The following is a 24,373-nucleotide window of genomic DNA, read 5'->3' on the forward strand; positions in this document are numbered from 1 at the left end:
CGGCCGATTGTAACCAGCGCCAATGGCATTCGCGCCCGGTTCGCGCTCGTCAGCCCACCAGCGGAGCAAAGGTGCGCCCGGCCAGTTCGACCGCGCCCGGCTCGTGCCCGTTGAACACCATGTTGACGACGAGCCCGTCGACGCCCCGGTCGAGAACACGGGTCCGCAGCTGTTCGGCAACATCGTCCGGTGTGCCGACGAACTGGCGGTCGGCCGGGCTCTGCGCGCGCTCGGACTCCGACAGTTCCGCAAGGTCGATTCCCATGCGGCCGAGGTAATCCCGCTGCTGCTTGCGCACCAGGTCACCGTCCTCGTCCATCATCACGAAGCACAGGTAGCTGGTCTCCAGCGTCTGCGGATCGCGGCCCGCCTCGGCGCAGCGTTCGCGCAGAGCATCGATCTTGCGCGGCAGCTCGGAGGCGTTGCAGATGATGTTGAGGTGGTCGGCGAAGCGGGCGGCCAGGCCGAAGGTCTTCTTCTCGCCGCTGCCGCCGAGCAGGATCGGCAGGTCGTCGCGCAGGCGCGGCTCGTTCATGGCGTTCTCCACCCGGTACCGCGAACCGTGGAAGGTGGGACGCTCGCCGCGCAGCATCGGCCGCACGATCTGCAGCGCCTCCTCGAGGCGTTCGAACCGGTCGGTGAAGGTGCCGAACTCGAAGCCGTAGGACTGGTGCTCGAGCTCGAACCAGCCGGCGCCGATCCCCAGCACCGCGCGGCCGCCGCTGACCACGTCGAGCGTCGTGACGGTCTTGGCGAGCAGGGCAGGGTTGCGGTAGGTGTTGCCGGTCACCAAGGCGGACAACTGGATTCGATCCGTGGACGCGGCCAGACCGGAGAGCGCGGTGTACGCCTCCAGCATCGGCTCGTCGGGCGTGCCGATGCCGGGCAGTTGATAGAAGTGGTCCATGACGAAGGCCGTGTCGAAACCTGCGGCTTCGGCTTCTCTGGCCTGCGCGACCACTGTGGGGAACAGCTCGCGCACCGACTTGCCGTAGCTGAAGTTGGGCATTTGATATCCGAGGCGGATTGTCACGGAACCCGACCTTACGCCGCGATCGCAAACGCGCGCGTGAGCCGCGATGACGAGTTATCTATGTCCGGTGACCGGACCACGCTCGCCGTACACGCGCCCGCGCAGGACCACGGCGTACGGCGTGCTGAGGGTTTCCGGGTGGATGCGCGGGTCCTGCTGGTAGACAACGAAATCCGCGGGCGCGCCGGCTTCGATGCCGGGCCGCCCGAGCCAGTCGCGAGCACGCCAGGAAGCCGCGCCGAGCGCGTCGTGCCGGGACAGGCCCGCGGCGCCGAGGGCGGCGATCTCGTCGGCGATGCGCCCGTGGCGGATGGAGCCGCCCGCGTCGGTGCCCGCGAAAATCGGCACGCCCGCCTCGTGCGCGGCGGCGACCGTGCCGCGCACCCTCCGGTGCAGATCACGCATGTGCGCGGCGTAGACGGGGAATTTGCCCGCGCTGTCGGCGATATCCGGGAAGGTGTCGATATTGACCAGGGTGGGAACCAAGGCGGTGCCGTGCTCGACCATCATCTCGATGGTCTCGTCGGTGAGGCCGGTGCCGTGCTCGAGGCAGTCGATCCCGGCGTCGATCAGGCCGGGTAGCGCGTCCTCGCCGAAGACGTGCGCGGTGACCCGGGCGCCGTTGGCGTGCGCGGCGTCGATGGCCTCCTTCAGGATCGCGTCGCTCCACAGCGGGCGCAGGTCGCCCACGGAGCGGTCGATCCAGTCGCCGACGATCTTGACCCAGCCGTCGCCGCGGCGGGCCTGCTCGGCCACGATGTCCGGCAGGTCGCGTTCGTCGTCGAGCTCGATGCCCAGCTCACGGATGTAGCGCTTCGGCCGCGCGATGTGACGGCCGGCGCGGATGACGCGCGGGAGTTCGTCGTGATCATCGATGAAGCGGGTGTCGATCGGCGAGCCCGCGTCGCGCAGCAGCAGCGCACCGGCGTCGCGCTCGGTCTCGGCTTGGGCGATGGCGCCCGCCCGGTCCTCGTGACCGCCCCCGTACCGGATGCCGACGTGGCAGTGCGCGTCCACCAGTCCCGGCACGATCCACCCCGCGTCACAGAGCGTTTCGGCTCCCGGCACGGGCTCGAAGGACACCAGACCATCCCGTACCCAGAGATCGCGCATCTCGTCTTCAGGGAGAACCACACCTCGCAGATGCACTGCAACCTCCTGGACGTGCTCGGCTGCCTCCAACCTACTTGGCACGTCCTGGACCGGTCATCCGCATGTGCGACAGGCTCGTCCCTCACCGCCGCGGTGCGCCGACCTGGCGAGCAGCCGCGCCGCGCGAGCGGAGGGCGGCCGGTGGACCGGGCATCGAGCGCTCGGGCGGAGGGTGGCGGGGGTACCGGCATCGAGCGCCCGCGCGGCGAGACCAGCGCCGCGCGCGAAAGACATGCGCGGCGCTCGAAGCGTCTACTTCTTCGGGAACTTCAGTTTGGACAGGTCGAAGCCGTCCAAACCCGGCGGCAACTGGTCGAGACCGGCGGGCATGTTCGACAGGTCGGGCATTCCGGCGGGCATCCCCGGCATGCCGCCCATCCCCGGGAAGCCGCCGCGCACCTTCGGCGGCGTCGGGCCGCGCCCCTTCTTGCCCTTCTTGCCCTTCTTGGCGTTGCCGCGGCGGGAGCCCGGCAGGCCCATCTGGCGGCCCATCATCGCCATCATCTTCTTGGCCTCGAAGAACCGGTCGACGAGCTGGTTGACCTCGGAGACCTGGACACCGGAACCGTTGGCGATGCGCAGGCGGCGCGAAGCGTTGATGATCTTGGGGTTCTCCCGCTCGGCCGGGGTCATGCCGCGGATGATCGCCTGCACGCGGTCGAGTTGCTTGTCGTCGACCTGGGCGAGCACGTCCTTCATCTGGCCCGCGCCCGGCAGCATGCCCAGCAGATTGCCGATCGGGCCCATCTTGCGAATGGCCAGCATCTGGTCGAGGAAGTCCTCGAGGGTGAGTTCGCCGCTGCCGATCTTGCGGGCGGCCTCCTCGGCCTGTTTGGCGTCGTAGACCTGCTCGGCCTGCTCGATCAAGGTGAGCACGTCACCCATGCCGAGAATGCGGCTGGCCATGCGGTCGGGGTGGAAGACGTCGAAGTCCTCGAGCTTCTCACCGGTGGAGGCGTACAGGATCGGGACGCCGGTGACCTGGCGGACGCTCAGCGCCGCGCCACCGCGCGCGTCGCCGTCGAGCTTGGTGAGCACCACGCCGGTGAAGCCGACGCCGTCGCGGAATGCCTCGGCGGTGTTCACCGCGTCCTGGCCGATCATCGCGTCGAGCACGAACAAGGTCTCGTCCGGCTGCACGGCGTCGCGGATGCCCGCGGCCTGCCGCATGAGTTCCTCATCGATGCCGAGCCGGCCCGCGGTGTCCACGATGACGACGTCGTACTGCTTCTGCCGCGCTTCCTCGACACCGCCGCGCGCCACGTTCACCGGATCGGCGGCCGAGATGCCCAGCGGGTTCTCCCCGCCACCGACGGACGTACCGGGGTGCGGCGCGTAGACGGGCACGCCCGCGCGCTCACCGACCACTTGCAGCTGGGTGACGGCGCCGGGGCGCTGCAGGTCGCAGGCCACCAGCAGCGGCTGATGCCCTTGCCCCTTCAGCAGTTTCGCCAGCTTGCCCGCGAGCGTGGTCTTACCGGAACCCTGCAGACCGGCCAGCATGACCACCGTCGGCGGGTTCTTGGCCAGGTTCAGCCGCCTGGTCTCGCCGCCGAGGATGCCGACGAGCTCCTCGTTGACGATCTTCACGACCTGCTGGGCCGGGTTCAGCGCCGCGGACACCTCCGCGCCCTTGGCGCGCTCCTTGATCCGCCCGATGAAACCGCGGACCACGGGCAGCGCGACGTCGGCCTCGAGCAGGGCGAGGCGGATCTCCCGGCAGGTGGCGTCGATGTCGGCCGGTGACAGACGCCCCTTGCCGCGCAGATCCTTGAGGGCACCGGTAAGCCGGTCGGACAGGGATTCGAACACCGATCGCGCTCCTGATCTCGGGGGACGTCACATTCTCTCCCAGGGTAATGGGATCGCCCGCGTGTTCGCGCAGGCGGTGCGTCCTTCGGGCGGAGCGGCGCCTGCTAGTCGAGCACGCGACGGCGTGGTTTGACCGTTTTGCGGTAGTCGTGGTTCTCCTCGGCCACCATGAACACCGCCTCGTTGGCGGTCAGGCCGAGCACGAGGGCCAGGTCGTCGAGGGCGACCCACTCCGCCGTGCTCGGGATGGGCGAGGTGGCGACCGTGGACGCGATCCGCATCGCGGTCACCGCCTGCTGCCCGGTCAAGGTGCGACCCGGAAGCCAGGAGACCACCCACCGGTCGCCGCCGACGCAGCGCGCCATGTGCGTGGTCTCGTCACTCGTCATCGTCGACGCCGAAACGACCTCGATTGCCACCGACCTGCTCCCCTCGTGCTCGCGATAGCCCGGACGATCTAGATCGTAGGGGCAGGTCGCCGGGGCGGCGTTCGGATGCAGCAAATATCTCGCAACAGATTGATCACCGGATAATGCGCAGCTAATAGCTGTTTTTTGAAGTTTCCGCGCCCTCTTCAGGCGGTTTCGGCGCAGTTCTGGGAACCACCGCGAGGAGCGCCTTTTCGATCGCTTCCCGGCGCGCCGGACCGTCTTCTGACCCCAGCTCGAGGCAGAAGCTGTCGACCACCGCCGACCCCATCGTGACCACTTTGGCCCAGCGGACGTCGGCCCCACAGCCGGCCAGTTCCGCGGCCAGGCGGCTGAGCATTCCGATCCGGTCCTCGGCGCGCAATTCCAGGATCACCTGTCCGGGCACCGAGGTGTCGGTCCAGATCACCCGTGGCACGGCCTGCGCGTACCGGCTTCGGCCGATGGGGCTCGCCTCGCGTTCGCGTTTGGCCAGCGCCGCGGGCACGTCCAGATCGCCCGCCGTGGCGCGGATCAATTCCTGCCGCAGCAGCCCCGGGTCCGGCGGGTCGCCGAACTTGGGCGCGACGACGAACGTGTCCACGGCGGCCGCGCCTTCGAGGCCGAGCGCGGCCGACAGCACCCGCAGCGAATGCAGCGCGAGCACACCGGCGGCGTCGGAGAGCAGCCCGGGGTTGTCGGGCGCGATGACGGTCACCGTGTACGTGTGTTTGCTCTCACCGGGCTTCAGGTCGACATGCACTCCGCCCGCCCTTGCCTTCTCGACCAGTTCCGGGGCGATGGGCTCCGGCGTCGGCAGCTGGTCACCCGCCATCACCATTCGGCAGCGCCGGACCAGCTCCCCGATCAGCGAAGCCTTCCAGTCGCCCCACACGCCGGGACCGGTGGCCAGCGAATCCGCCTCGGCCAGGGTGTGCAGCAGTTCCAGCAGCTGCGGATCGCCGTCGAGCGCGTCGACGACGTAACGCACCGTCTCCGGATCGGACAGGTCGCGGCGGGTGGCGGTCTCCGGCAGCAGCAGGTGATGGCGGACGATCGCGCTGAGGGTCCGCACGTCCGAGGGCCACAGCCCGAGGCGGCGGCCGATGTGGATGGCGAGTTCGGCGCCGACGGCGCTGTGGTCGCCCGCGCGGCCCTTGCCGATGTCGTGCAGCAGCGCGCCGAGGGCGAGCAGGTCGGGCCGGGCCACCCGGGTGCTCAGCGCGGAAGCGTAGGCGACCGTCTCCATGAGATGGCGATCGACGGTCCAGGTGTGCAGGGCGTCGCGCGGCGGCAGGTCGCGCACGGCGCCCCATTCCGGCAGCAGCCTGCCCCACAGACCGGTCCGGTCCAGCGCCTCGATCGCGTCGATGGTGCCGCGGCCCGCGCCCAGCAGGATCAGCAAGTCGTTGAGGGCGTCCTTGGGCCACGGCTCGCGTAGCTCCGGCGCGTCCTCGGAGAGCCGGTTGAGCGTGGTGGCCGACATCGGCAGGCCGGTCTGCGCCGAGGCCGCCGCCACGCGCAGGATGAGCCCGGGGTCACGCTGCGGACGGGCGTCCCTGGCCAGCACGACTTCACCGGCATGCTCGACCACGCCTTCGTCCAGCGGCCTGCGCACCGGCATGCGGCGCAGGCGGGCCAGTCCCCGCCGGGGCAGCGCGTTGGCCGCGGTGCGCAGGCCGACGTCCACCGAGTAGCTGACCGTGCGGGCCGAATCGCTCAAGGTGCGCGCCAGATCGAAGCGGTCGCCGATGCGCAGCGCGGCGCCGATCTCGTCGGCGTCCTGCGCGCGCAACTGGTCGCGGGAACGGCCCGCGACGCGATGCAGCTCGGTGCGCACGTCCAGCAGGCGCCGGTGCGCCTGCTTCAATCCGCCGCCCGGCACGTCGGGCCCGAGCCCGGGCATGGCGTCGGTCAGCTGGGCGATGGCAAGCGCGTCCAGCAACTGGATGTCGCGCAGGCCGCCGCGCCCGTTCTTCAGGTCCGGCTCGGCGCGGTGGGCGATCTCGCCGTTACGCTCCCATCGAGCCTGGGCCTGGGCGATGAGCTCGTCGAAGCGGGAGCGGATTCCGGTGCGCCACTCCCGGCGCACGCCGCCGATCAGCAGATTGCTCAATTCCTGGTCGCCGACGATATGCCTGGCCTCGAGCATGCCGAGCGCGGCGATGAGATCGTCGGCGGCCACCCGCAGCGCCTGCGGCACGGTCCGCACGCTGTGGTCGAGTTTGATGTGCGCGTCCCACAGCGGATACCAGAGCTGGTCGGCGACCTCGGCCACCCGAGCCGGGTCGACGTCGTCGTGCAGCAGCACCAGATCCAGATCGGAGAACGGCAGCATCTCGCCGCGGCCCAGACCGCCGACGGCCACCACGGCCAATCCGCTGTCGGGGGCGATGCCGAGTTCGGCGCCCTTGCTCGTCAGCCAGAGTTCGTAGAGGTCCACCAGGGCTTGGCGCAGCGATCGGGCGTCCAGCCGAGGATTGCGCGGCAGGCCGCCGTCGAGCAGCTGGGTGCGCGCCCGGACCAGGTCGGCAGCCCCGTTGGACACCTTTCCCTTGCCTTCTCCGGCGCCCTTCGGGTCACCGTCCTGCTCGTACCGACTAGCCACAACCCACCGCCCATTCATGCGCGCGGCCCCGCCCCGACCGGGAGCTCCGGTGGGAGCGGGGCCGCCGCTCGACTCGATTTTCGTTACAGCGCGTCGGTGCCGCGTTCGCCGGTCCGCACGCGGATGATCGACTCCACCGGGGTGACCCAGACCTTGCCGTCGCCGATCTTGCCGGTGCGGGAAGCCTCCACGATGACCTCCACCACCTTGTCGACCGACGCGTCGTCCACGACGACCTCGACACGGACCTTGGGCACGAAGTCGACCGAGTACTCGGCGCCGCGGTACACCTCGGTGTGGCCCTTCTGCCGGCCGTACCCCTGGACTTCGCTGACGGTCATGCCCAACACACCCGCCTGCTCGAGCCCGGACTTGACGTCCTCGAGCGTGAACGGTTTGACGATTGCGGTGATCAGTTTCATGTTCGTCATGCCTCCTTGACGGCCGAACGTGCCGTGCTACCCAGAGCGGCGAAGTCGTAGGCGGTTTCCGCGTGCTCGGACTCGTCCAAGCCCACCGACTCTGCTTCCTCGCTCACGCGCAGCCCAATGGTGAACTTCACGATATAGGCAATGATCAGCGTCGCGATGAAGGAGAAGGCAAGTACCACACCGGCACCCACCGCTTGACGCCAGAGCTGGTCGAATCCGCCGCCGTAGAACAGACCGGTCTTGCCCGCACCCGCCTCGGGCGCGGCGACGAAACCGACCAGCAGGGTGCCGACGATGCCGCCGACCAGGTGCACGCCGACCACGTCGAGCGAGTCGTCGAAACCGAACTTGAACTTCAGGCCGACCGCGAGCGCGCACAGCGCGCCGGCGACCGCGCCGACGACCAGCGCGCCGAGCACGTTCACCGAGGAACACGCCGGGGTGATCGCGACCAGACCGGCCACGATGCCCGAGGCCGCGCCCAGCGAGGTGGGCTTGCCGTCGCGGATCTTCTCCACCAGCAGCCAGGCCAGCATGGCGGCGCAGGTCGCGATCGCGGTGACGACGAAGGTCGAACCGGCCAGGCCACCGGAGGTCACCGCGGAACCGGCGTTGAAGCCGAACCAGCCGAACCACAGCAGACCGGCGCCGAGCATGACGAACGGCAGGTTGTGCGGACGGAACGGGGTGGTCGGCCAACCCTTGCGCTTGCCGAGCACCAGCACCAGGGCCAGACCGGCCGCACCGGCGTTGATGTGCACCGCCGTGCCGCCGGCGAAGTCGACCGCGAGCAGCTTGTTGGCGATCCAGCCACCCTCGTGCACGACGTTGCCGTCGGCGTCCTTCACGTCGAAGTCGAACACCCAGTGCGCGACCGGGAAGTAGACCACCGTGGCCCAGATGCCCGCGAAAAGCAGCCAGGCGCCGAACTTCATGCGGTCGGCGACCGCGCCCGAGATGAGGGCAACCGTGATGATGGCGAACATCAGCTGGAAGGCGACGAAGACGGTCGCCGGAATCGTGCCCGCGAGCGGGATGTTCACCGCTTCGGTGGTGACGACGCCCGCCGCGTCCTTGACCTCGGCGACGGAGTTGCCCCCGATCAGGCCCTTGAGGCCGAAGAACTGTGTCGGGTCACCGATCAGGCCGAATTTGTTGTCGCCGAAAGCCATCGAGTATCCGTACAGCGACCATAGAACGCCGACCAGACCCATCGCGCTGACGCTCATCATGATCATGTTGAGCACGTTCTTCGACCGGACCATGCCACCGTAGAAAAAAGCCAGGCCCGGCGTCATCAGCAACACCAGCGCCGAACTCATCAGCAGCCATGCGGTGTCACCGGTATCCGGTGCACCGGTAAGTGGAAAAGCCACCTTAATGTCCTCCTCATCTCGGGCCCAGCCGATTCCGGCAAATGGACCTGAACAGAAGGGTCCTCACTCGGTGTTTCATCTGTAGAGCTGTCGTGTTTCACCTACGTGAACGGATGGCGCACCTGTGTTGCCACCAGGTTTCGTCACGTGCACCATGTGTTTGCCGACGCTGTGAGCACGACTTTCGGTGAACCGGACGTCCGTGGCCGCTGAGGAGGAGGCGGCAAATTTCCAGGGTGTGATCCCGCTCGCACCGCGAACGGGCGCGCGATCAGCGACCACCCGCCCGGCGAACAGCGGAATCTCTCGGAGGGCAATCGCTTTCGACAGCGCCGCCGAGAGCCGAACGGTCAGCCCAGAAGGGCGTCCACGAACGCGGCCGGCTCGAACGGGGCCAGGTCGTCGGCGCCCTCCCCGAGCCCGACCAGCTTCACCGGCACGCCCAGCTCGTGCTGAACCTGGAAGACGATGCCGCCCTTGGCGGTGCCGTCCAGCTTGGTCAGCACCACGCCGGTGATATCGACCACTTCGGCGAACACCCTGGCCTGGGTCAGCCCGTTCTGGCCGACCGTCGCGTCCAGCACCAACAGGACCTCGTCGACGGCCGCCTTCTTCTCCACGACGCGCTTGACCTTGCCCAGCTCGTCCATCAGACCGGTCTTGGTGTGCAGGCGACCGGCCGTATCGATGAGCACCGCGTCGACGCCGCGCTCCACGCCCGCGGCCACCGCGTCGAACGCGACGGCGGCCGGGTCGGCGCCCTCGCGGCCACGGACGGTGTCGGCGCCGACCCGCTCGCCCCAGGTCTGCAACTGGTCGGCGGCCGCAGCGCGGAAGGTGTCCGCCGCCCCGAGCAGCACGCGGCGTCCATCGGCGACGAGCACGCGGGCCAGCTTGCCGGTGGTGGTGGTCTTCCCGGTGCCGTTCACGCCGACCACCAGCAGGATCGACGGGTGATCCGGATGCGGCAGCGCGCGCACCGAGCGGTCCAGCTCCGGGCGCAACTGCTCGATCAGCACGTCGCGCAGCACGGCGCGAGCCTGGTCGGTGGTGCGCACGCTGCGCGCCGCCATCTCGGCGCGCAACCGCGCCACGACGGCCGTGGTGCTCGCGGTGCCGAGATCGGCGAGGACGAGGGTGTCCTCGACCTCTTCCCACGAGTCGTCGTCCAGGTCGCCGCCGCCGAGCAGGCCGAGCAGGCTCTTGCCGACCGCGTTCTGCGAGCGGGACAGCCGTCCGCGCAGGCGGACCAGACGGCCCTCGGTGGGTTCGATCTCCTCCAGGGCGGCCGGAGCCTCCACACCCGCGGGCGTGTCGGGAGCGACGACCTCGGGAGCGACGACCTCGGGAGCGACGACCTCGGGAGTCCCGGTCTCGGCGGTACCGGTCTCGGCGGTGTCCAGCTCGGCGGTCCCGTCCGCGACTTCGGTCCCGTCCACGACTTCGGTCCCGTCCACGACTTCGGTCTCGTCGCCCGTCTCCGGCGCGGTGTCGGCGACCCGGCCCTCCGGGGGCACCGCCTCGCCGGGCGGCGCGGTCTCGGCCGTCTCCGATTCGGCGGGCGCGGTGGTGGGCTGGGCGGCGCCGGAGGCGGGCGGCGCCTCGGCGATGTCCGCCTCCGGCAGCGGAACGTTGGTGATGCCGCGCTTGGGGGCGTCGCGCGGGATCGCCGCGTCGTCGCCGACGTGCGGCTGTCCTTCGGTATCGGTGCGCTCGACCGGTTGGGGTTCGGTCGCCGTGCCGCCCCGGCTGAAGCTGAACCCGCCGGAGGCGGTGTAGCCGCCGGACCGGTCGGTCACCTCCTTGTCCTGCGTGGGCGGAGTCAGCGACACGCGACCGCGCTTGTACCGGACGAAACCGGCGACGAGCACGACGAGCAGCAGTGCGGCGACCGCGGCGATCAGGATCCAGACTTCGGGACTCACGCGAACCATCCTTGCAGACCGACCGTCACGGGATGGGCCCCGAGCCGCACCCGGCGCGCGCGTCGCGCCACCGCGCCGACCGCGAGAGCTCGGCGAACACCGCGCGTGCGGCGCCATGGACCGGCTCGGGCGGGTACCGACACAGCCCTCCAGATTTCTTGTCCTGCGGAACTTCTCGCGAAGGGACAATAGGATCGGCGACGTGACCGATCGAAACGTGCTTGGGGGGCCGCTGGAAGAGTGCGGCACCGATCCTCTCACCGGCTTCTACCGGGACGGCTGCTGCAGTACCGGGCCGGAGGATCTGGGCAGCCACACCGTGTGCACCGTCGTCACGGCAGAGTTCCTGGAGCATCAAGCGTCCATCGGCAACGATCTGAGCACGCCGCGCCCGGAGAACAACTTCCCCGGCCTGCAGCCGGGCGATCGCTGGTGCGTGGTGGCGGTGCGCTGGCTGCACGCGCACGAGGACGGCGTCGCCGCACCCGTCGTACTGGCGGCCACACACGAGAACGCCCTGGAAGTGATCTCGATGGACATCCTGCGCAAGTACGCCGTCGACGTGCCCGACGACGTCAGCGACCTGCTCTGAGCTACCGGTAGCCCCGCTTCCACCCGCGGCGCGCGCCGTTCGGACCATCGGCCCGCCCGCGACCCACTCGGTCTCCTCCGATCGCCTCGTGGCGCAAAGGAGAACGAGTTGGCACAAATGCGCCGTTTTGTCAGGAGGCCGCCGCGACACGCCGGCGATGGGCCTTCTGCCGGCACGCGGCCGAGCAATACCTGGCCCGGCGGCCCGTCCCCGACCGGTGCACCGCCGCGTGACAGACGGGGCAGCGCTCGGCCTCGGTTTCGTTACGGTCTGCCGATTCGTTACGGTTTCCCGCTTCGATCTCCCGTTTCGTCACTCTCCGGTCACCCGGCCGCGCGCGCAACGCGTCCAGCACGATCGCCGCAGTGCGGTCCACACTCCCCTGCGACTTCCGGAGCTGTTGAATCGCAACGCATCCGGTGAAGATCGCCAGCACGTCGTCGAGTTCGATGTCGGCGCGGACCGCTCCGTCGCGCTGAGCCGCGACCAGCAGGGCCTCCAGCGCGCGATGGAAACGCGCGCCCGCGCTCCGCAGCAGCGCACGCGGCCAGCCGTCGTCGGACTGCACCATGTCGCACAGCGCCTTGTTGCCCGGCGTCGTGGCGATCACCGCGGTGCAGAAGTCGAAGAACGCGGCGCCGGGGTCCGGGGCGCCGAGATGGTCGGCGGCGAGTTTCGCCAATCGGTCGATGCGCTGCTGCATCACCGCTTCCAGCAGATCGGCTTTCGTCGGGAAATGCCGGTAGACGGTGCCGGCGCCGACGCCCGCCCGGCGAGCGACCTCGGCGAGGGAGACCGAGGCGCCCCGCTCGGCGAAGGCGCGCTGCGCGGCGGCCAGCACGAGGGCGCGATTGCGCCGGGCGTCGGCGCGCGACAGCCCGTCGGGGGCGATCGGTCGGGTCATTTCGTTACGGCCTTCCACTGAGCGACCTGGTCAATCGGGTCGAGCCACCCGTATCGTCCGAATCCGGGTCGTCCGACCCGATTCTATCGAGCAGAGAAGGCGGCGCATGTCCCCTCGGCACAACCTCATCCTGGTCACCGGAGCCACCGGCAAGCAGGGCGGCGTGACCGCCCGCAGGCTGCTGGCGGACGGCACGGCGGTGCGCGCGCTGGTCCGCGACGCGCAGGCGCCCGCCGCACAGGAATTGGCCGCGGCGGGCGCGGAACTCGTCGTCGGCGACTTCGACTCCCCGCCGAGCCTGCCCACGGCGCTGTCCGGTGTCACCGGGCTGTTCCTGGTCCCACCGGCCGCGTATGGCGCACAAGGCTGGGATGTCGACTTGGAGGCCGCGCGCGGGCAAGCGGTCGTGGACGCGGCGCGCGAGGCCGGTGTCCGGCAGATCGTGTTCACCGGCATCGCGTCGATGGGCGAGGACGCCTCGTGGGGCACGACGGGCAAGAAGCGCATCGAGGACGCCGTCATCGCCAGCGGCGCCCGCTACACCCTGCTGCGCCCGGTGCGCTTCATGGAGAACTACCTGCTGCGCACGTCACCTGTCGACGGCATCCTCGACGGCGTACATCGGCATCTCTTCCCGGCCGAAGGGCCGATGAAAGTCATCGCCCTCGCGGATATCGGCGATATCGCCGCTCGGGCCTTCGCCGAACCGGAGCGATTCCACGGCCGCGTCCTCGAGCTCGCGGGCGACGCGCTCACCCCGTCGGCCGCCGCCGCGGCGATCAGCGCGGCCACCGGCCACCCGGTCCGCTACCACGAGGTCAGCGAAGCCGACGCGGACGCACTCGGCTCGGAGATCGGCAACACCTGGCGCCTGCTGCGCCACACCGGCGGCTGGCGGGCGGATGTCGAGGAGATCCGCGCGATCCATCCCGGCCTGCGAACGTTCGACACCTGGCTCGCCGAAACCGGTGCGGCTCAGATCAAAGCGCTGCTGGACAGCGAAAAGGCATCCGCGGATCGGTGATCCGCCGCGGGGCGGCCCCTTCCGCGGATCGAAAGCGCGCCTTACGGGAGGGGCTCAGCCCGCCGCGCCCACCGGGGCCAGGTTCTCCCCACGCAGCCGCTGGGAGATCACCTGGGTGATGCCGTCGCCGCGCATGCTGACACCGTAGAGCGCGTCGGCGATCTCCATCGTCGGCTTCTGGTGGGTGATGACGATCAGCTGGCTCTTCTCCCGCAGCTGTTCGAACAGGCCGATCAGGCGGCGCAGATTGGTGTCGTCCAAGGCCGCTTCGACCTCGTCCATCACGTAGAACGGCGACGGGCGGGCACGGAAGATGGCCACCAGCAACGCGACCGCGGTCAGCGACTTCTCGCCGCCGGACAGCAGCGACAGCCGCTTGACCTTCTTGCCGGGCGGACGGGCCTCCACCTCGATGCCGGTGGTGAGCATGTCCGAGGGGTCGGTGAGCAGCAACCTGCCCTCGCCGCCGGGGAACAGCTTCGCGAACACCTCGACGAACTCGCGCTCGACGTCGGCGTAGGCCTCGGTGAACACCTGCAGGATGCGGGCGTCGACTTCGGCGACCACGTCCAGGAGGTCCTTGCGCGCGCTCTTGACGTCCTCGAGCTGGGTGGCCAGGAAGTTGTAGCGTTCCTCCAGCGCCGCGAACTCCTCCAGCGCGAGCGGATTCACCTTGCCCAGGGTCGCCAGATCCTTCTCCGCGCGCTTGGCGCGCCGCTCCTGGGTCTGCCGGTCGTAGGGCATCGGGGCCGGCTCGCTGACCTGTTCGCCCCGCTCCTTGGCCTGCTCGTACTCCTGCAACTCCAGCGCCGAGGGCGGCAGCGGCACGTCCGGACCGTACTCGGCGATCAGATCCTCCAGCGCGATGCCGAACTGCTCAGCGATCGTCGCCTCCAACTGCTCGATGCGCAGCGCTGCCTGCGCCTTGGCGACCTCGTCCCGATGTACCGCGTCGGTGAGCTGGGACAACTGCGCGGTGAGCGCGCGCACCCGCTCCTTCACCTGCTCGACCTGTGCCGCGCACTCCGAGCGCCTGCGCACCAACTCGTCCCGGCGGGCACCCGCCTCCGCGACGACTCGCTCCAGCTCGGCGGCGATCCTCGCACCGGATTCGGCGACCGCGGCGGCCACCTCCGCCGCCTTCTTGCGCGCGGCCTGGGCGCGCTCGGCACGAGCCCGGGTCTCCCGCTCGGCGCGCGCCGCGCGACGCAGCGAATCCGCCTTGCCGCGTACCGATTCCGCCCGTTCCTCGGCCGTGCGCACGGCGAGCCGGGCCTCGACCTCCATCGCCCGCGCCTCGGCCAGCGCGGCCGCGGCCTCCTCCCGTGCCCGGCCCGCGGACTCGGTGCCCGCCGCGCCCGCGCCGTCGGCGTCGACCTCGGACTGCTCGAGCTCCGCGTGCCGCAGACGATCCTCCAGTTCGGCGAGCGAGGCCAGCGCCTCCTCCCGGCTCGCCTCGGCGTCGTCGCGCTGGCCGAGCAGCCGCTCGCTGTCCGCGTGCGCGGTGCGGGCGGTCTGGCCGAGTCTGCCCAGCCGCTCGTAGATCGCCACCAGCGCCTGATCGGATTCGTGCAGGGCGAGCAGCGCCTGGTCGACGGCCTCCTTGCGGTCGGCCTGCTCCTCCAGCGCGCCGGACAGCGCGGCCTCGAGTTCCTCGGCGCGCCGCTGGGCCGCGACCAGCTCCGCCGCGGCGGCGTCGATGTCGGCCTGGATCTCGAGTTGACTGGGCGCGCGATCCGAACCGCCCAGCAACCAGCCGTTTCCGGCAAGGTCACCGTCGCGGGTGACCACGCGCAGGTCGGGCCGCGCCGCGACCAGCGCCCGGGCGGCGGGCAGATCGTCGGCCACGGCGATGCCCGCGGTCAGCGCCGTGATCGCGCCGCGGACCGTGTCGGGGCACTCCACCACCTCGACCAGCCAGCGCGCCCCCTCGGGCAACGCGCCCGGCTGCGGCCGTTCGGCGCTTCCGATGCCGAACACCACGGCCGCACGGCCGCCGTCGGCGTCCTTGAGCGCCTGGATCGCGGCGTGCGCGGACTCACCGGTGTCGGCCGCGACGGCATCGGCCAGTGGGCCGAGCGCGGCCGCGACCGCCGCCTCGTAGCCGCCGTGCACGCGCAGCAGGCCCGACAGCGGACCGAGCAATCCCTGTTCGCGGTGCTCCACCAGCCAGGCCACACCGTCGCGGCGGGCCAGGTTCATCCCGAGCGCCTCGATCCGCGCACTCAGCGACGCCACCCGCTTGCTCGCGTCGCGGTCCTGCTCGCGCAGTTCGGTGACGCGCTGATCGGCCAGTCCGAGAGCCTGCACCGCGTGCTCGTGCTGGGCGTCCAGCCCCGCCTCGCCCGCGTCGAGTTCGGCGAGTTCGCCCTGCACCGTGTCGAATTCGGCCTGCGCGGCCTCGCCGCGGTGCCGGGCGTCGGCGATGGCGACGGACAGGCGCGCGATCTCCGCGTCCACCGATTGCGCCCTGGCCCGCAAGGTGTCCACCTTGCCCGACAGCCGCGCCACTCCTTCCCGCCGATCCGCGATCGCCCGCACCGCGGCCAGATGCGCCTGTTCGGCGGCCTTGGCGGCGTGCTCGCGTTCGGCGAGCTGGTCCCGGGCGGCCTCCAATGTCTCGGCGGCCATCTCGACCGCCTCGCGCAGCTCGGCCTCCTCGGCCTCCACGCGGTCGGCCTCGGCCTCCAATTGCTCCGGGTCGCGGCCGGTGCCGACCGGGGCGGCGGCGTCCAGGTGCCGCGCCCGGTCGCCCGCGATGCGGATAGTCGCGTTGACCCGCTCGGCCAGCGCGGAGAGCTGGAACCAGATCTGGGCGGCGGCCTCTGCGCTCGGGGTCAGCCGGGAGAGCTCGAATTCCTGCTGGGCCAGCGCCGCGTTGGCGGCGTCCAGCTCGGAGTGCACGGTGATCTGCCGCTCGCGCGCGTACGCCTCCTTGCTCTGCTGGCTCGCCAATTCCTCGCGACGGGTGACCAGGTCGTCGGCGGCCAAGCGCAGCCGGGCGTCGCGCAGGTCGGCCTGCACGGTCTGTGCCCTGCGGGCCACCTCGGCCTGCCTGCCGAGCGGTTTGAGCTGGCGGCGCAGTTCGGTGGTGAGGTCGGTCAGGCGGGCCAGATTGGCCTGCATGGCCTCCAGCTTGCGGACCGCTTTTTCCTTGCGCTTGCGGTGCTTGAGCACACCGGCGGCCTCTTCGACGAACGCGCGGCGGTCCTCCGGACGCGACTCCAGGATGGCCGACAGCTGTCCCTGCCCCACGATGACGTGCATCTCACGCCCGATGCCGGAGTCGCTGAGCAGTTCCTGCACGTCCATCAGGCGGCAGGAATTGCCGTTGATCTCGTATTCGCCCGCGCCGTCGCGGAACATGCGCCGGGTGATGGACACCTCGGCGTAGTCGATCGGCAGCGCGCCGTCGGAGTTGTCGATGGTCAGCGTGACTTCGGCGCGGCCGAGCGGGGCGCGGCCCGCCGTGCCCGCGAAGATCACGTCCTGCATCTTGCCGCCGCGCAGCGCCTTCGCACCCTGCTCGCCCATCACCCAGGTGAGCGCGTCGACGACGTTCGATTTGCCCGATCCGTTCGGACCCACCACGCACGTGATGCCGGGCTCCAATCGCAACGTCGTCGCGGACGCGAAGGACTTGAAGCCCTTCAGCGTCAGACTCTTCAGGTGCAAGTTCGACGACCTTTCCGTGTTCTGCCCGTTCTGCGTGGTCGAGGCAGCGCATCCGGCGACCAGTCATGGTATCTGTCGCGTGCGGGGACCTGCCCGGGCCCGACTGCGCACGCCGCCGAGTAGCGGTTCGGCGATATCCGTAGGTTATCGACTCGTCCCCGGTTCGCGCGCATTTCCCGGTGCCCGAGGTTTGCCCGCACCGCCGATCTCGCCGTGCGGCCCCGCGGGTTCGGTGCGTCGCCGCGAGTGCGGCGGATCGTCCCGCGGCCGCGCGGGCGAACGCCCCTGTCCGGCCCACGGCGTCCGCTGCGTTCGCCGCCGATCGGGGCGGTCTCGAACTGGCACTGACGCCGCGCCCTCCGTGCACTTACGATCCCTCTGATTCGCCAGCGGAACGTTCGGGAGCGCACCACGATGTCTGCCCCCTCACCAGGGACAAGCACGCGGTTCCGCCTTGCCCGCGTCACGGGACTGGTACTCGGCAGCCTGGTGTTCCTGCACGCCTGTGAGCGCAGCAAGAGCGCTCTGCTCGGCGATGTCCGGATGGAGGTGGCGATCGCGGCCGCTCTCGGAGCGGCGGCGCTGGCCGCCGGGTGGTTCGAGGTCAAGCTGCGGGCACAGGAGGAGCACGCCGACCCGTCGTGGGCCGATTCCGAGCGGGACGACACCCCCAGTCCTGGGAATTCTCCCGGTCGATCCGGGCGCTACGCCGACGCGGACCACTTCGAATACGCGCGAGCCGGGCGCACCCGCCCGCCGGCGCGGCCGGAGTCGATGGCACCCCGCGATCAGGACGAACCGCCCGAATCGGCGGAATCCGGCGGTCCCGCCGATCTCGTCGCCGGGATTGCGCGGACATTGCGGATCACCCGCCCCGGCGCAGCGGGTGAACGGCCGCCACTGCCCGGGTTGAGCGCGATGACGAAATGGATGCGCCGCGTCGAGCCCGACGACGACACCGATCCCGACGACGACGAGATCGACGACGAGATCGAGCAGATCACTCGTACCGAGACGGGCGAACTCGTCATCGAGTCAAGCAGTCGAACGGTGCGCGTCAAGATCGCCCGCTCCGGTGAGCTCGTCGTGCACGGCCGCGCGCAGGGCGGTCCGCCGCCGCGCTCGGAATGGAAGTGGACGTTCCCACCGGAGACATTCCCGGCTATCCGCGTCGCGCTCGGCGACGTGCCCGGCGACCTGCTCGATCTGCTCGAGGACACCATCCCCTGGCTGGACGCCGATGCGCGCCACGACCCGGGCGCATGGCTGCGCGCCCACGACATCCCCGCCACCTACCGGGAGAAGGGCGTCAGCGCCACACAGGTCACCCGCGAACTACCCGTGCTGCGCCCGGGGCGTCCGCCGCGACCGCCCCGGTCCCGCAGGCGGCCGGGTCGCGACGCATCCGGCGCTGGAGCCGTGGACGACCGCGCCCGCGGGAAATGGCCTCCGGCTGCCGCACCGTCCCCGGAGCCGTTGTCCGCGCGCCGCGAGCGCCGCGACGCTCCACCCACAGCCGCAGGCCCCCAGCCCGCGTCCCGGCGCGCCGATGCCGACCGACTGGCTCGCGGCGGCAAGCCCCGATCCGGCGGACGTCAGAACCGTTCGCCCGACGACAACAGTTCGCCGACGCCGCGCCGCCGACTCGACGAGCCCGCCCACAGCGATCGGTTCCCGCGCACCGAAACGCACGATCCGCACCCGCCCTCGGACCCGGCATCCGGCCGTCCTCACCTGCCGAGACGTCGGCAGCACGACCTCGCCGACGATCAGCGCCACGGCGCCGGACGGCCGGAGGGATACGACGACCGTCGGTCACGAGCGAGTCGGCAAGCCGGGCGCGGACGCGACCCACGAGCGGCTTCGGACTCGGAGCCCCGGACCGGCCGCCGCGAGCGGTCGGAGCCGCCCTTTCGCGACCGACCGGCCTCGTCCGACCGAGCCGCGCAACTGCCCTACGACCAACTCCCACCCGGACGCCGCCATCGCGGCGACGAGCCGCAACAGCGCGATACTCCACACGACCACACCTTCCGGCGCGGGTGGTAGGACCAAAAAAGCGCTGCCACCCGGCAGCCGGGTGGCAGCGCCGAGAAAGCGACTCAGCAGGCGCGGTGCGGGAAGCGGCCGTTCTCGAAACCGGCCACCATCCGGAACGCGAGGACGGCGCCCCACGGGCCGATCACCCACATCGGCCAGAAGTAGGTGAAAGCGCCGACGCCGAGCGAGATCGCGGCCCAGATCACCAGCACCAGCACGCTCACGGCCAGCCAGGTGCTGCCCTCGATGCGCTGCCAGATCGGAAAACGCGGGCGGGCGGCCGCGGGTTCGGCGGCCTCTTTGCCGAGTTCGGGCAGATCGGACAGCACCAAGCGAAGGTCGTCGCGGTCGGTGGTGGCGTACACCTGGGCGACGCGCTGGTCGTACTCGGGCAGATCGATCCGCCCGTCTGCCATGTGCCTGCCGAGCAGGCGCACCACGGCGTCGCGTTCGGCGTTCGAGGCGCGGGTGCCGGTGGAGATGTCCATGCCTGTTCCTATCGACGGTTCCACCCTCCATAGTGGAATGTAACTTCAGCATATCCCTCCAAAGTGGAATGTCAACCTATCGGCGAATTCCCGGCCGAAACCCGGGACTTGCCGCGCCACGGCGGTAGTGTTCGAATCGTCAGGAACAGCTGTATGGACAGCTGTTCAGAATTGCGGAGCGGCTACGCGGCCGAATCCGCGTCGTCAGTGACTGCGCTGAGGAGGCAGAGGTGTCGGAAACCGTCCGCGGGGTCGTGGCCCGCAGCAAAGGCGCACCGGTCGAGATCGTCGACGTGGTCATCCCGGATCCGGGACCGCACGACGTGGTGGTCCGGGTGCGGGCCTGCGGGGTCTGCCACACCGACCTGCACTATCGCGAGGGTGGCATCACCGACGACTTCCCGTTCCTGCTCGGCCACGAGGCCGCGGGCGTGGTGGAGACCGTCGGCGCCGCCGTCACCCACGTGGCGGCAGGCGACTACGTGATCCTCAACTGGCGCGCGGTCTGCGGCGAGTGCCGGGCGTGCAAGCGGGGCCGTCCCTGGTACTGCTTCGACAGCCGCAACGCGAGCCGGAAGATGACGCTCGCGGACGGGACCGAGCTGTCGCCCGCGCTGGGCATCGGGGCGTTCGCCGACAAGACCTTGGTACACGAGGGCCAGTGCACGAAGGTCGATCCGGAAGCCGACCCGGCGGTGGCCGGCTTGCTCGGCTGCGGTGTGATGGCGGGCATCGGCGCGGCGATGCACACCGGCGACGTCTCGACCGGCGACACCGTGGCGGTGATCGGCTGCGGCGGCGTCGGCGACGCGGCGATCGCCGGGGCCGTGCTGGCCGGGGCCGCGACCGTCATCGCCGTGGACCGCGACGCCCGGAAACTGCGCTGGGCCACCGACTTCGGCGCCACCCACACGATCGACGCGACCGCCGAGGACGTGGTCGAGAAGATCCAGGAGTACACCGGCGGCTGGGGCGCCGACGTCGTCATCGACGCCGTCGGCCGTCCGGAGACCTGGAAACAGGCGTTCTACGGGCGCGACCTGGCGGGCACGGTGGTCCTCGTCGGCGTCCCCACCCCGGAGATGACCATCGACATGCCGCTGCTGGATCTGTTCTCGCGCGGCGGCGCGCTGAAATCGTCCTGGTACGGCGACTGTCTGCCGGAACGCGACTTCCCCGTCCTGATCGACCTCTACCGCCAGGGGCGATTGCCGCTGGACCGGTTCGTCACCGAACGCATCGGGCTGGACCGAGTGGAGCAAGCCTTCGCCGCGATGCACACCGGCGACGTGCTGCGTTCGGTGGTGATCTGGTGAGCCCGCGCATCGACCGCGTCGTCACCTCCGGCACGTTCGCCCTCGACGGCGGCGCCTGGGCGGTGGACAACAACATCTGGCTGGTCGGCGACGACGAGGAGGTCGTCGTCATCGACGCCGCCCACGACGCCGACCCGATCGTCGCGGCGGTGGCGGGTCGCACGGTTCGCGCGATCGTGTGCACCCACGGGCACAACGATCACGTGACGGTCGCGCCCGAACTCGCCGATCGCCTGGACGCGCCGGTCCTGCTGCATCCCGCCGACGAGCAGCTGTGGCGCATGACCCACCCGGAATTCGCCTATCGGCCGCTCGCGGACGGTGAGCGGATTCGGGTGGCGGACGCCGAGATCGAGGTCCTGCACACGCCCGGCCACTCCCCCGGATCGGTCGCGCTGCATCTGCCCGCGGCGACGGCGGTGTTCACCGGTGACACATTGTTCGCGGGCGGTCCGGGCGCGACCGGCCGCTCGTTCTCCGATTTCGGCACGATCATCGAGTCGATCCGCGAACGCCTGCTGACCCTGCCCGAGGAAACCACCGTGCACACCGGACACGGCGACTCCACCACCATCGGCGCGGAGAAACCGCACCTCGCCGAGTGGATCGCGCGCGGTCACTGAGCGTCGCGGGCGATCGGACGCGATCGCCCGCTCGTCCGGGCGAGTGCCCCATCCCCGGTACCCGGGACCGGTAATCCCGGTCACGGCCGCCCGCCCTCGCGGAATGGCGCGGCCGGGCACGGTGTTGCCAGCCGCGCGAGCTGATTGCGACGACAATGGCAGGATCGAACCCATGGCTGAACAGACCGTCACCACCGCAGGCGCCACCGCGGCGCCGATCGCGACCGAACCCACCACGCTGTGGGTGGAGCGCACCGGAACCAGGGCCTACACCGGCCGCAGCTCCCGCGGCGCCGAGGTCCTGATCGGTTCGCAGGGCGTCGCCGGTGTGTTCACCCCCGGCGAGCTGCTGAAGATCGCGCTGGCCGCCTGCTCGGGCCTGAGCGCGGACTTCCCGCTGTCGCGCAAGCTGGGTGACAATTTCGACGCGACCATCCGCGTCTCCGGCGACGCCGACCGGGAGAACGAGGTCTATCCGCAGCTGGACGAGGTCTTCGAACTCGACCTCAGCGAACTCGACGACGAGGCCAGGGAACGGTTGCTGGTCACCGTGCAGCGCGCGATCGACAAGGTCTGCACGGTGGGGCGGACGTTGAAGGCGGGCTCGAAGGTGACGCTGTCGTTCGACATCGAGGCCTGATGGACGAGGCCGTTCGGTTGAGCGCCTGGGTGCACGGCCTGGTCCAAGGCGTGGGTTTTCGCTGGTGGACGCGGGCGCGAGCGCTGGAACTCGGGCTGGTCGGGCACGCCACCAACGCCAGGGACGGCCGGGTGCACGTGGTCGCCGAGGGGCCGCGAACGGCATGCGAACGGTTGCTCGCGCGCTTGCGTTCCGGCGATACTCCTGGTCAGGTGAGGTTGGTTGTGGAAAGCTGGGAGCCCGCGCGGGGTGATTTGACCGGTTTCGAGGAGCGGTAGTGGTGGATCGGGCGACGAGGGGGGCACAGCGGTGAGCACGCGGAATCCGGGTGACGACGAGCGCCGGGACGAGTCCGAACGGCCGTCCGGGCCGCGATCTCCGGCCGAGCGCGAGCAGGCATCCGCGCCGGGCGCATCCGGGTCCGGCGACGAACAGGACTGGTCGACGCCCGTCTCCGCCGGAACGGACCGGTCGACCCCCGCTTCCCCGGCGAGCGGCCCCGGCGAGCAGCCCGAAATCGACTGGTCCACGCCTGCTTCCGTGCCCGGTACCGGAAGCGCTCCGGACACGGGGCAACCGCCGTCCCCGCCACGCCCCGGCAGTATCCAGCGCCAGCAACCGGGTGTCACCCAGCCCCGCCCGCCCACGGTGGCCGAGGCCCGCGCGAGGGAGAAGGCCCGCAGGCGCGACGAGGAGGCACAGCGCGCGGCCGCCTGGGCCGAGGAGGCCAAGAAGCGCACGCGCAAGCGGGTCATGATCGGCGGTGTCGCCGTCGTCGGCGTCGCCGCCCTGGTCGGCGGCGGCTATCTGGCCTACCGAGCCCTGACCGCGCCGGACCGGGTCACCGCTCAGTGCGTGAAAGTCGAGAACGGTCAAGAGATCGTGGTCGACGATTCCTACTGCGGCGACGGGCGTCCCGGCTTCGTCAGCGACACCGGCGTCAATCCGGGGTTGATCATCCTCGGCGGCGGACCGCAGTACCGTTACTACTACGGCGGCACCGGCGCCGTCGGTAGACCGCCGACCGGCGGCACGACGATCAAGCCGAAGAACGCCGAGATCAAGACCAAGAGCGGCACCACCATCCAGCGTGGCGGCCTGGGCAGCAAGAGCACCGGCGGAGGGTCGTAGATGCGGCGCGTGCGGGATACGCCCCGGCCGGGTTGGCAGCAGACCATCGAGAGCCAGGGGCTGGTCTACGGCTCCCCCGGGCGGGACGCGAGCGGTCAGCCACGGCCGTACTGGGACGAGTCGGTGCACTACGAGTTCGAGATGCCGGAGATCCTCGCCCTCGAGGCCGACGTCGAACTGCTGCACTCCATGTGCCTGAACGCGGTGGAGCACATCGTGCTGACCGAACGATTCGCCGATTTCGGCCTGCCGCAGTGGAGCTGGGGCCCGATCGCCGAATCCTGGCGGCGTTCCGACCCGCACGTGTACGGGCGCTTCGACCTGCGCTACGACGCCCGGCGTCCGGCGAAACTGCTGGAGTACAACGCCGACACGCCGACCTCGCTGCTGGAGGCGGCGATCGTGCAGTGGCACTGGCTGACCGACCGCTACCCCGGCGGCGATCAGTGGAACTCGTTGCACGAGAAGCTCGTCGAGCGGTGGGGCGAGTTGCGCGACGTACTGCCCGGCCCGCAGCTGCACTTCACCTGGTCCGGCGCGGACGCCACCGGCGAGGACAACGTCACCACCGCCTACCTGCAGGAGACCGCGGCCGAGGCCGGGTTCGACACCATCGCGCTGCCGATCGAGGAGGTCGGATTCGACTCGGAGCTGGAGCGGTTCGTCGACCTGGCGGAGGCTCCGATCGAAGCCGTCTTCAAGCTCTACCCGTGGGAGTGGGTGCTCGACGACGATTTCGGCAAGCGCGTCGTGGACAGCCTGCCGGAGACCATGTGGATCGAACCGCTGTGGAAGACCTTGCTGAGCAACAAGGCGATCCTGGCGGTGCTGTGGGAGATGTACCCGGGCCATCCGAATCTCCTGCCCGCCTATCTCGACCAGCCCAACGAGCTCACCGAGTACATTCGCAAACCGAAGCTGGGACGCGAGGGCGCCAACATGACCATCGTCGGCGCGGGCTTGGAGACCGCGACCGGCGGCGTCTACGGCGAGGAGGGCTACGTGTACCAGTTGCTCGACCCGCTGCCCGAATTCGACGATATGCGCCCGGTGCTCGGCGCGTGGATCGTCGGAGACGCCGCCGCGGGGCTCGGCATCCGCGAGACCGCAGGGTTGATCACCGACGACGGCTCCGCCTTCGTCCCGCACCGCATCCTCACCGACTGAGCATCGTCACCGACCAGCACGTATCCATC

The 24,373-nt window shown here is 70.4% G+C and carries 20 protein-coding genes; 9 read left to right on the forward strand and 11 right to left on the reverse strand.

The window, feature by feature from the left end; translation table 11 throughout:
- Positions 1-49: 49 nt before the first annotated feature.
- From ON27_RS18680 to ftsY, 8 genes are all read right to left on the reverse strand, one after another.
- Entirely contained in the window at positions 50-1,033 is a 984-nt protein-coding gene (locus ON27_RS18680) for an LLM class F420-dependent oxidoreductase (RefSeq protein ID WP_043728863.1), read from the reverse strand.
- Between the two features lie 54 nt (positions 1,034-1,087).
- Entirely contained in the window at positions 1,088-2,146 is a 1,059-nt protein-coding gene (locus ON27_RS18685; protein WP_051046752.1) for an amidohydrolase family protein, read from the reverse strand.
- Positions 2,147-2,437: 291 nt separating this feature from the next.
- Entirely contained in the window at positions 2,438-3,997 is a 1,560-nt protein-coding gene (gene ffh, locus ON27_RS18690) for a signal recognition particle protein (RefSeq protein WP_043728866.1), read from the reverse strand.
- Positions 3,998-4,101: 104 nt separating this feature from the next.
- On the reverse strand, positions 4,102-4,416 hold the full coding sequence (locus ON27_RS18695; protein WP_043728960.1) for a hypothetical protein: 315 nt from the start codon (positions 4,414-4,416) through the stop codon (positions 4,102-4,104).
- A gap of 121 nt (positions 4,417-4,537) precedes the next feature.
- Complete coding sequence (locus ON27_RS18700; protein WP_083887657.1) at positions 4,538-7,030, reverse strand: [protein-PII] uridylyltransferase; 2,493 nt, start codon at positions 7,028-7,030, stop codon at positions 4,538-4,540.
- A 65-nt stretch (positions 7,031-7,095) separates the two neighbouring features.
- Positions 7,096-7,434: a P-II family nitrogen regulator gene (locus tag ON27_RS18705; protein ID WP_040868325.1), complete on the reverse strand. Its 339-nt coding sequence runs from the start codon at positions 7,432-7,434 to the stop codon at positions 7,096-7,098.
- Positions 7,435-7,439: 5 nt separating this feature from the next.
- Positions 7,440-8,819, reverse strand: coding sequence for an ammonium transporter (locus tag ON27_RS18710; protein ID WP_043728874.1), 1,380 nt, complete (start codon positions 8,817-8,819; stop codon positions 7,440-7,442).
- A gap of 350 nt (positions 8,820-9,169) precedes the next feature.
- Positions 9,170-10,744, reverse strand: coding sequence for a signal recognition particle-docking protein FtsY (gene ftsY / locus ON27_RS18715; protein ID WP_043728965.1), 1,575 nt, complete (start codon positions 10,742-10,744; stop codon positions 9,170-9,172).
- Between the two features lie 202 nt (positions 10,745-10,946).
- Here ftsY and ON27_RS18720 point away from each other — a divergent pair, with 202 nt between their 5' ends.
- Positions 10,947-11,336, forward strand: coding sequence for a DUF2237 family protein (locus ON27_RS18720; RefSeq protein ID WP_019048221.1), 390 nt, complete (start codon positions 10,947-10,949; stop codon positions 11,334-11,336).
- Positions 11,337-11,466: 130 nt separating this feature from the next.
- On the opposite strand, the gene ON27_RS18725 is transcribed toward ON27_RS18720, so the two are convergent.
- The gene (locus ON27_RS18725; RefSeq protein ID WP_043728876.1) at positions 11,467-12,240 is read right to left on the reverse strand and encodes a TetR/AcrR family transcriptional regulator; all 774 of its coding nucleotides are present in this window, start codon (positions 12,238-12,240) and stop codon (positions 11,467-11,469) included.
- Positions 12,241-12,346: 106 nt separating this feature from the next.
- Between ON27_RS18725 and ON27_RS18730 the strand changes: the two genes are divergently transcribed.
- Positions 12,347-13,264 carry an NmrA family NAD(P)-binding protein gene (locus ON27_RS18730; protein WP_043728877.1) on the forward strand — a complete coding sequence of 306 codons (918 nt, stop codon included), beginning with the start codon at positions 12,347-12,349 and terminating at the stop codon, positions 13,262-13,264.
- Between the two features lie 54 nt (positions 13,265-13,318).
- Here ON27_RS18730 and smc read toward each other — a convergent pair whose 3' ends face one another.
- Positions 13,319-16,939: a chromosome segregation protein SMC gene (gene smc, locus ON27_RS18735; protein WP_043728882.1), complete on the reverse strand. Its 3,621-nt coding sequence runs from the start codon at positions 16,937-16,939 to the stop codon at positions 13,319-13,321.
- A gap of 414 nt (positions 16,940-17,353) precedes the next feature.
- On the opposite strand from smc, the gene ON27_RS18740 reads away from it, so the two are divergent.
- A complete protein-coding gene (locus ON27_RS18740) occupies positions 17,354-18,988 on the forward strand; it encodes a hypothetical protein (protein WP_157227232.1) in 1,635 nt (544 codons plus the stop codon).
- 53 nt (positions 18,989-19,041) lie between these two features.
- On the opposite strand, the gene ON27_RS18745 is transcribed toward ON27_RS18740, so the two are convergent.
- A complete protein-coding gene (locus tag ON27_RS18745; protein ID WP_043728889.1) occupies positions 19,042-19,467 on the reverse strand; it encodes a DUF1707 SHOCT-like domain-containing protein in 426 nt (141 codons plus the stop codon).
- 230 nt (positions 19,468-19,697) lie between these two features.
- On the opposite strand from ON27_RS18745, the gene ON27_RS18750 reads away from it, so the two are divergent.
- From ON27_RS18750 to ON27_RS18775, 6 genes are all read left to right on the forward strand, one after another.
- Entirely contained in the window at positions 19,698-20,783 is a 1,086-nt protein-coding gene (locus ON27_RS18750) for an S-(hydroxymethyl)mycothiol dehydrogenase (protein ID WP_043728893.1), read from the forward strand.
- On the forward strand, positions 20,777-21,406 hold the full coding sequence (locus ON27_RS18755) for an MBL fold metallo-hydrolase (protein ID WP_218003010.1): 630 nt from the start codon (positions 20,777-20,779) through the stop codon (positions 21,404-21,406). Before ON27_RS18750 ends, ON27_RS18755 begins: the two co-directional genes overlap by 7 nt.
- A 172-nt stretch (positions 21,407-21,578) precedes the next feature.
- The gene (locus ON27_RS18760; protein WP_043728900.1) at positions 21,579-22,046 is read left to right on the forward strand and encodes an OsmC family protein; all 468 of its coding nucleotides are present in this window, start codon (positions 21,579-21,581) and stop codon (positions 22,044-22,046) included.
- Positions 22,046-22,324: an acylphosphatase gene (locus ON27_RS18765; RefSeq protein WP_043728904.1), complete on the forward strand. Its 279-nt coding sequence runs from the start codon at positions 22,046-22,048 to the stop codon at positions 22,322-22,324. The genes ON27_RS18760 and ON27_RS18765 overlap by 1 nt, the downstream gene beginning before the upstream one ends.
- A 31-nt stretch (positions 22,325-22,355) precedes the next feature.
- Positions 22,356-23,177, forward strand: a complete 822-nt coding sequence (locus tag ON27_RS44805; RefSeq protein WP_043728908.1) for a hypothetical protein — start codon at positions 22,356-22,358, stop codon at positions 23,175-23,177.
- The gene (locus ON27_RS18775) at positions 23,178-24,344 is read left to right on the forward strand and encodes a glutathionylspermidine synthase family protein (RefSeq protein WP_043728911.1); all 1,167 of its coding nucleotides are present in this window, start codon (positions 23,178-23,180) and stop codon (positions 24,342-24,344) included. It abuts the gene before it with no gap.
- Positions 24,345-24,373 lie beyond the last annotated feature (29 nt).

Origin of the sequence: Nocardia asiatica NBRC 100129 (genome assembly GCF_000308415.1) — a bacterium.
In the GTDB taxonomy this organism is placed as follows: Bacteria; Actinomycetota; Actinomycetes; order Mycobacteriales; family Mycobacteriaceae; genus Nocardia; species Nocardia asiatica.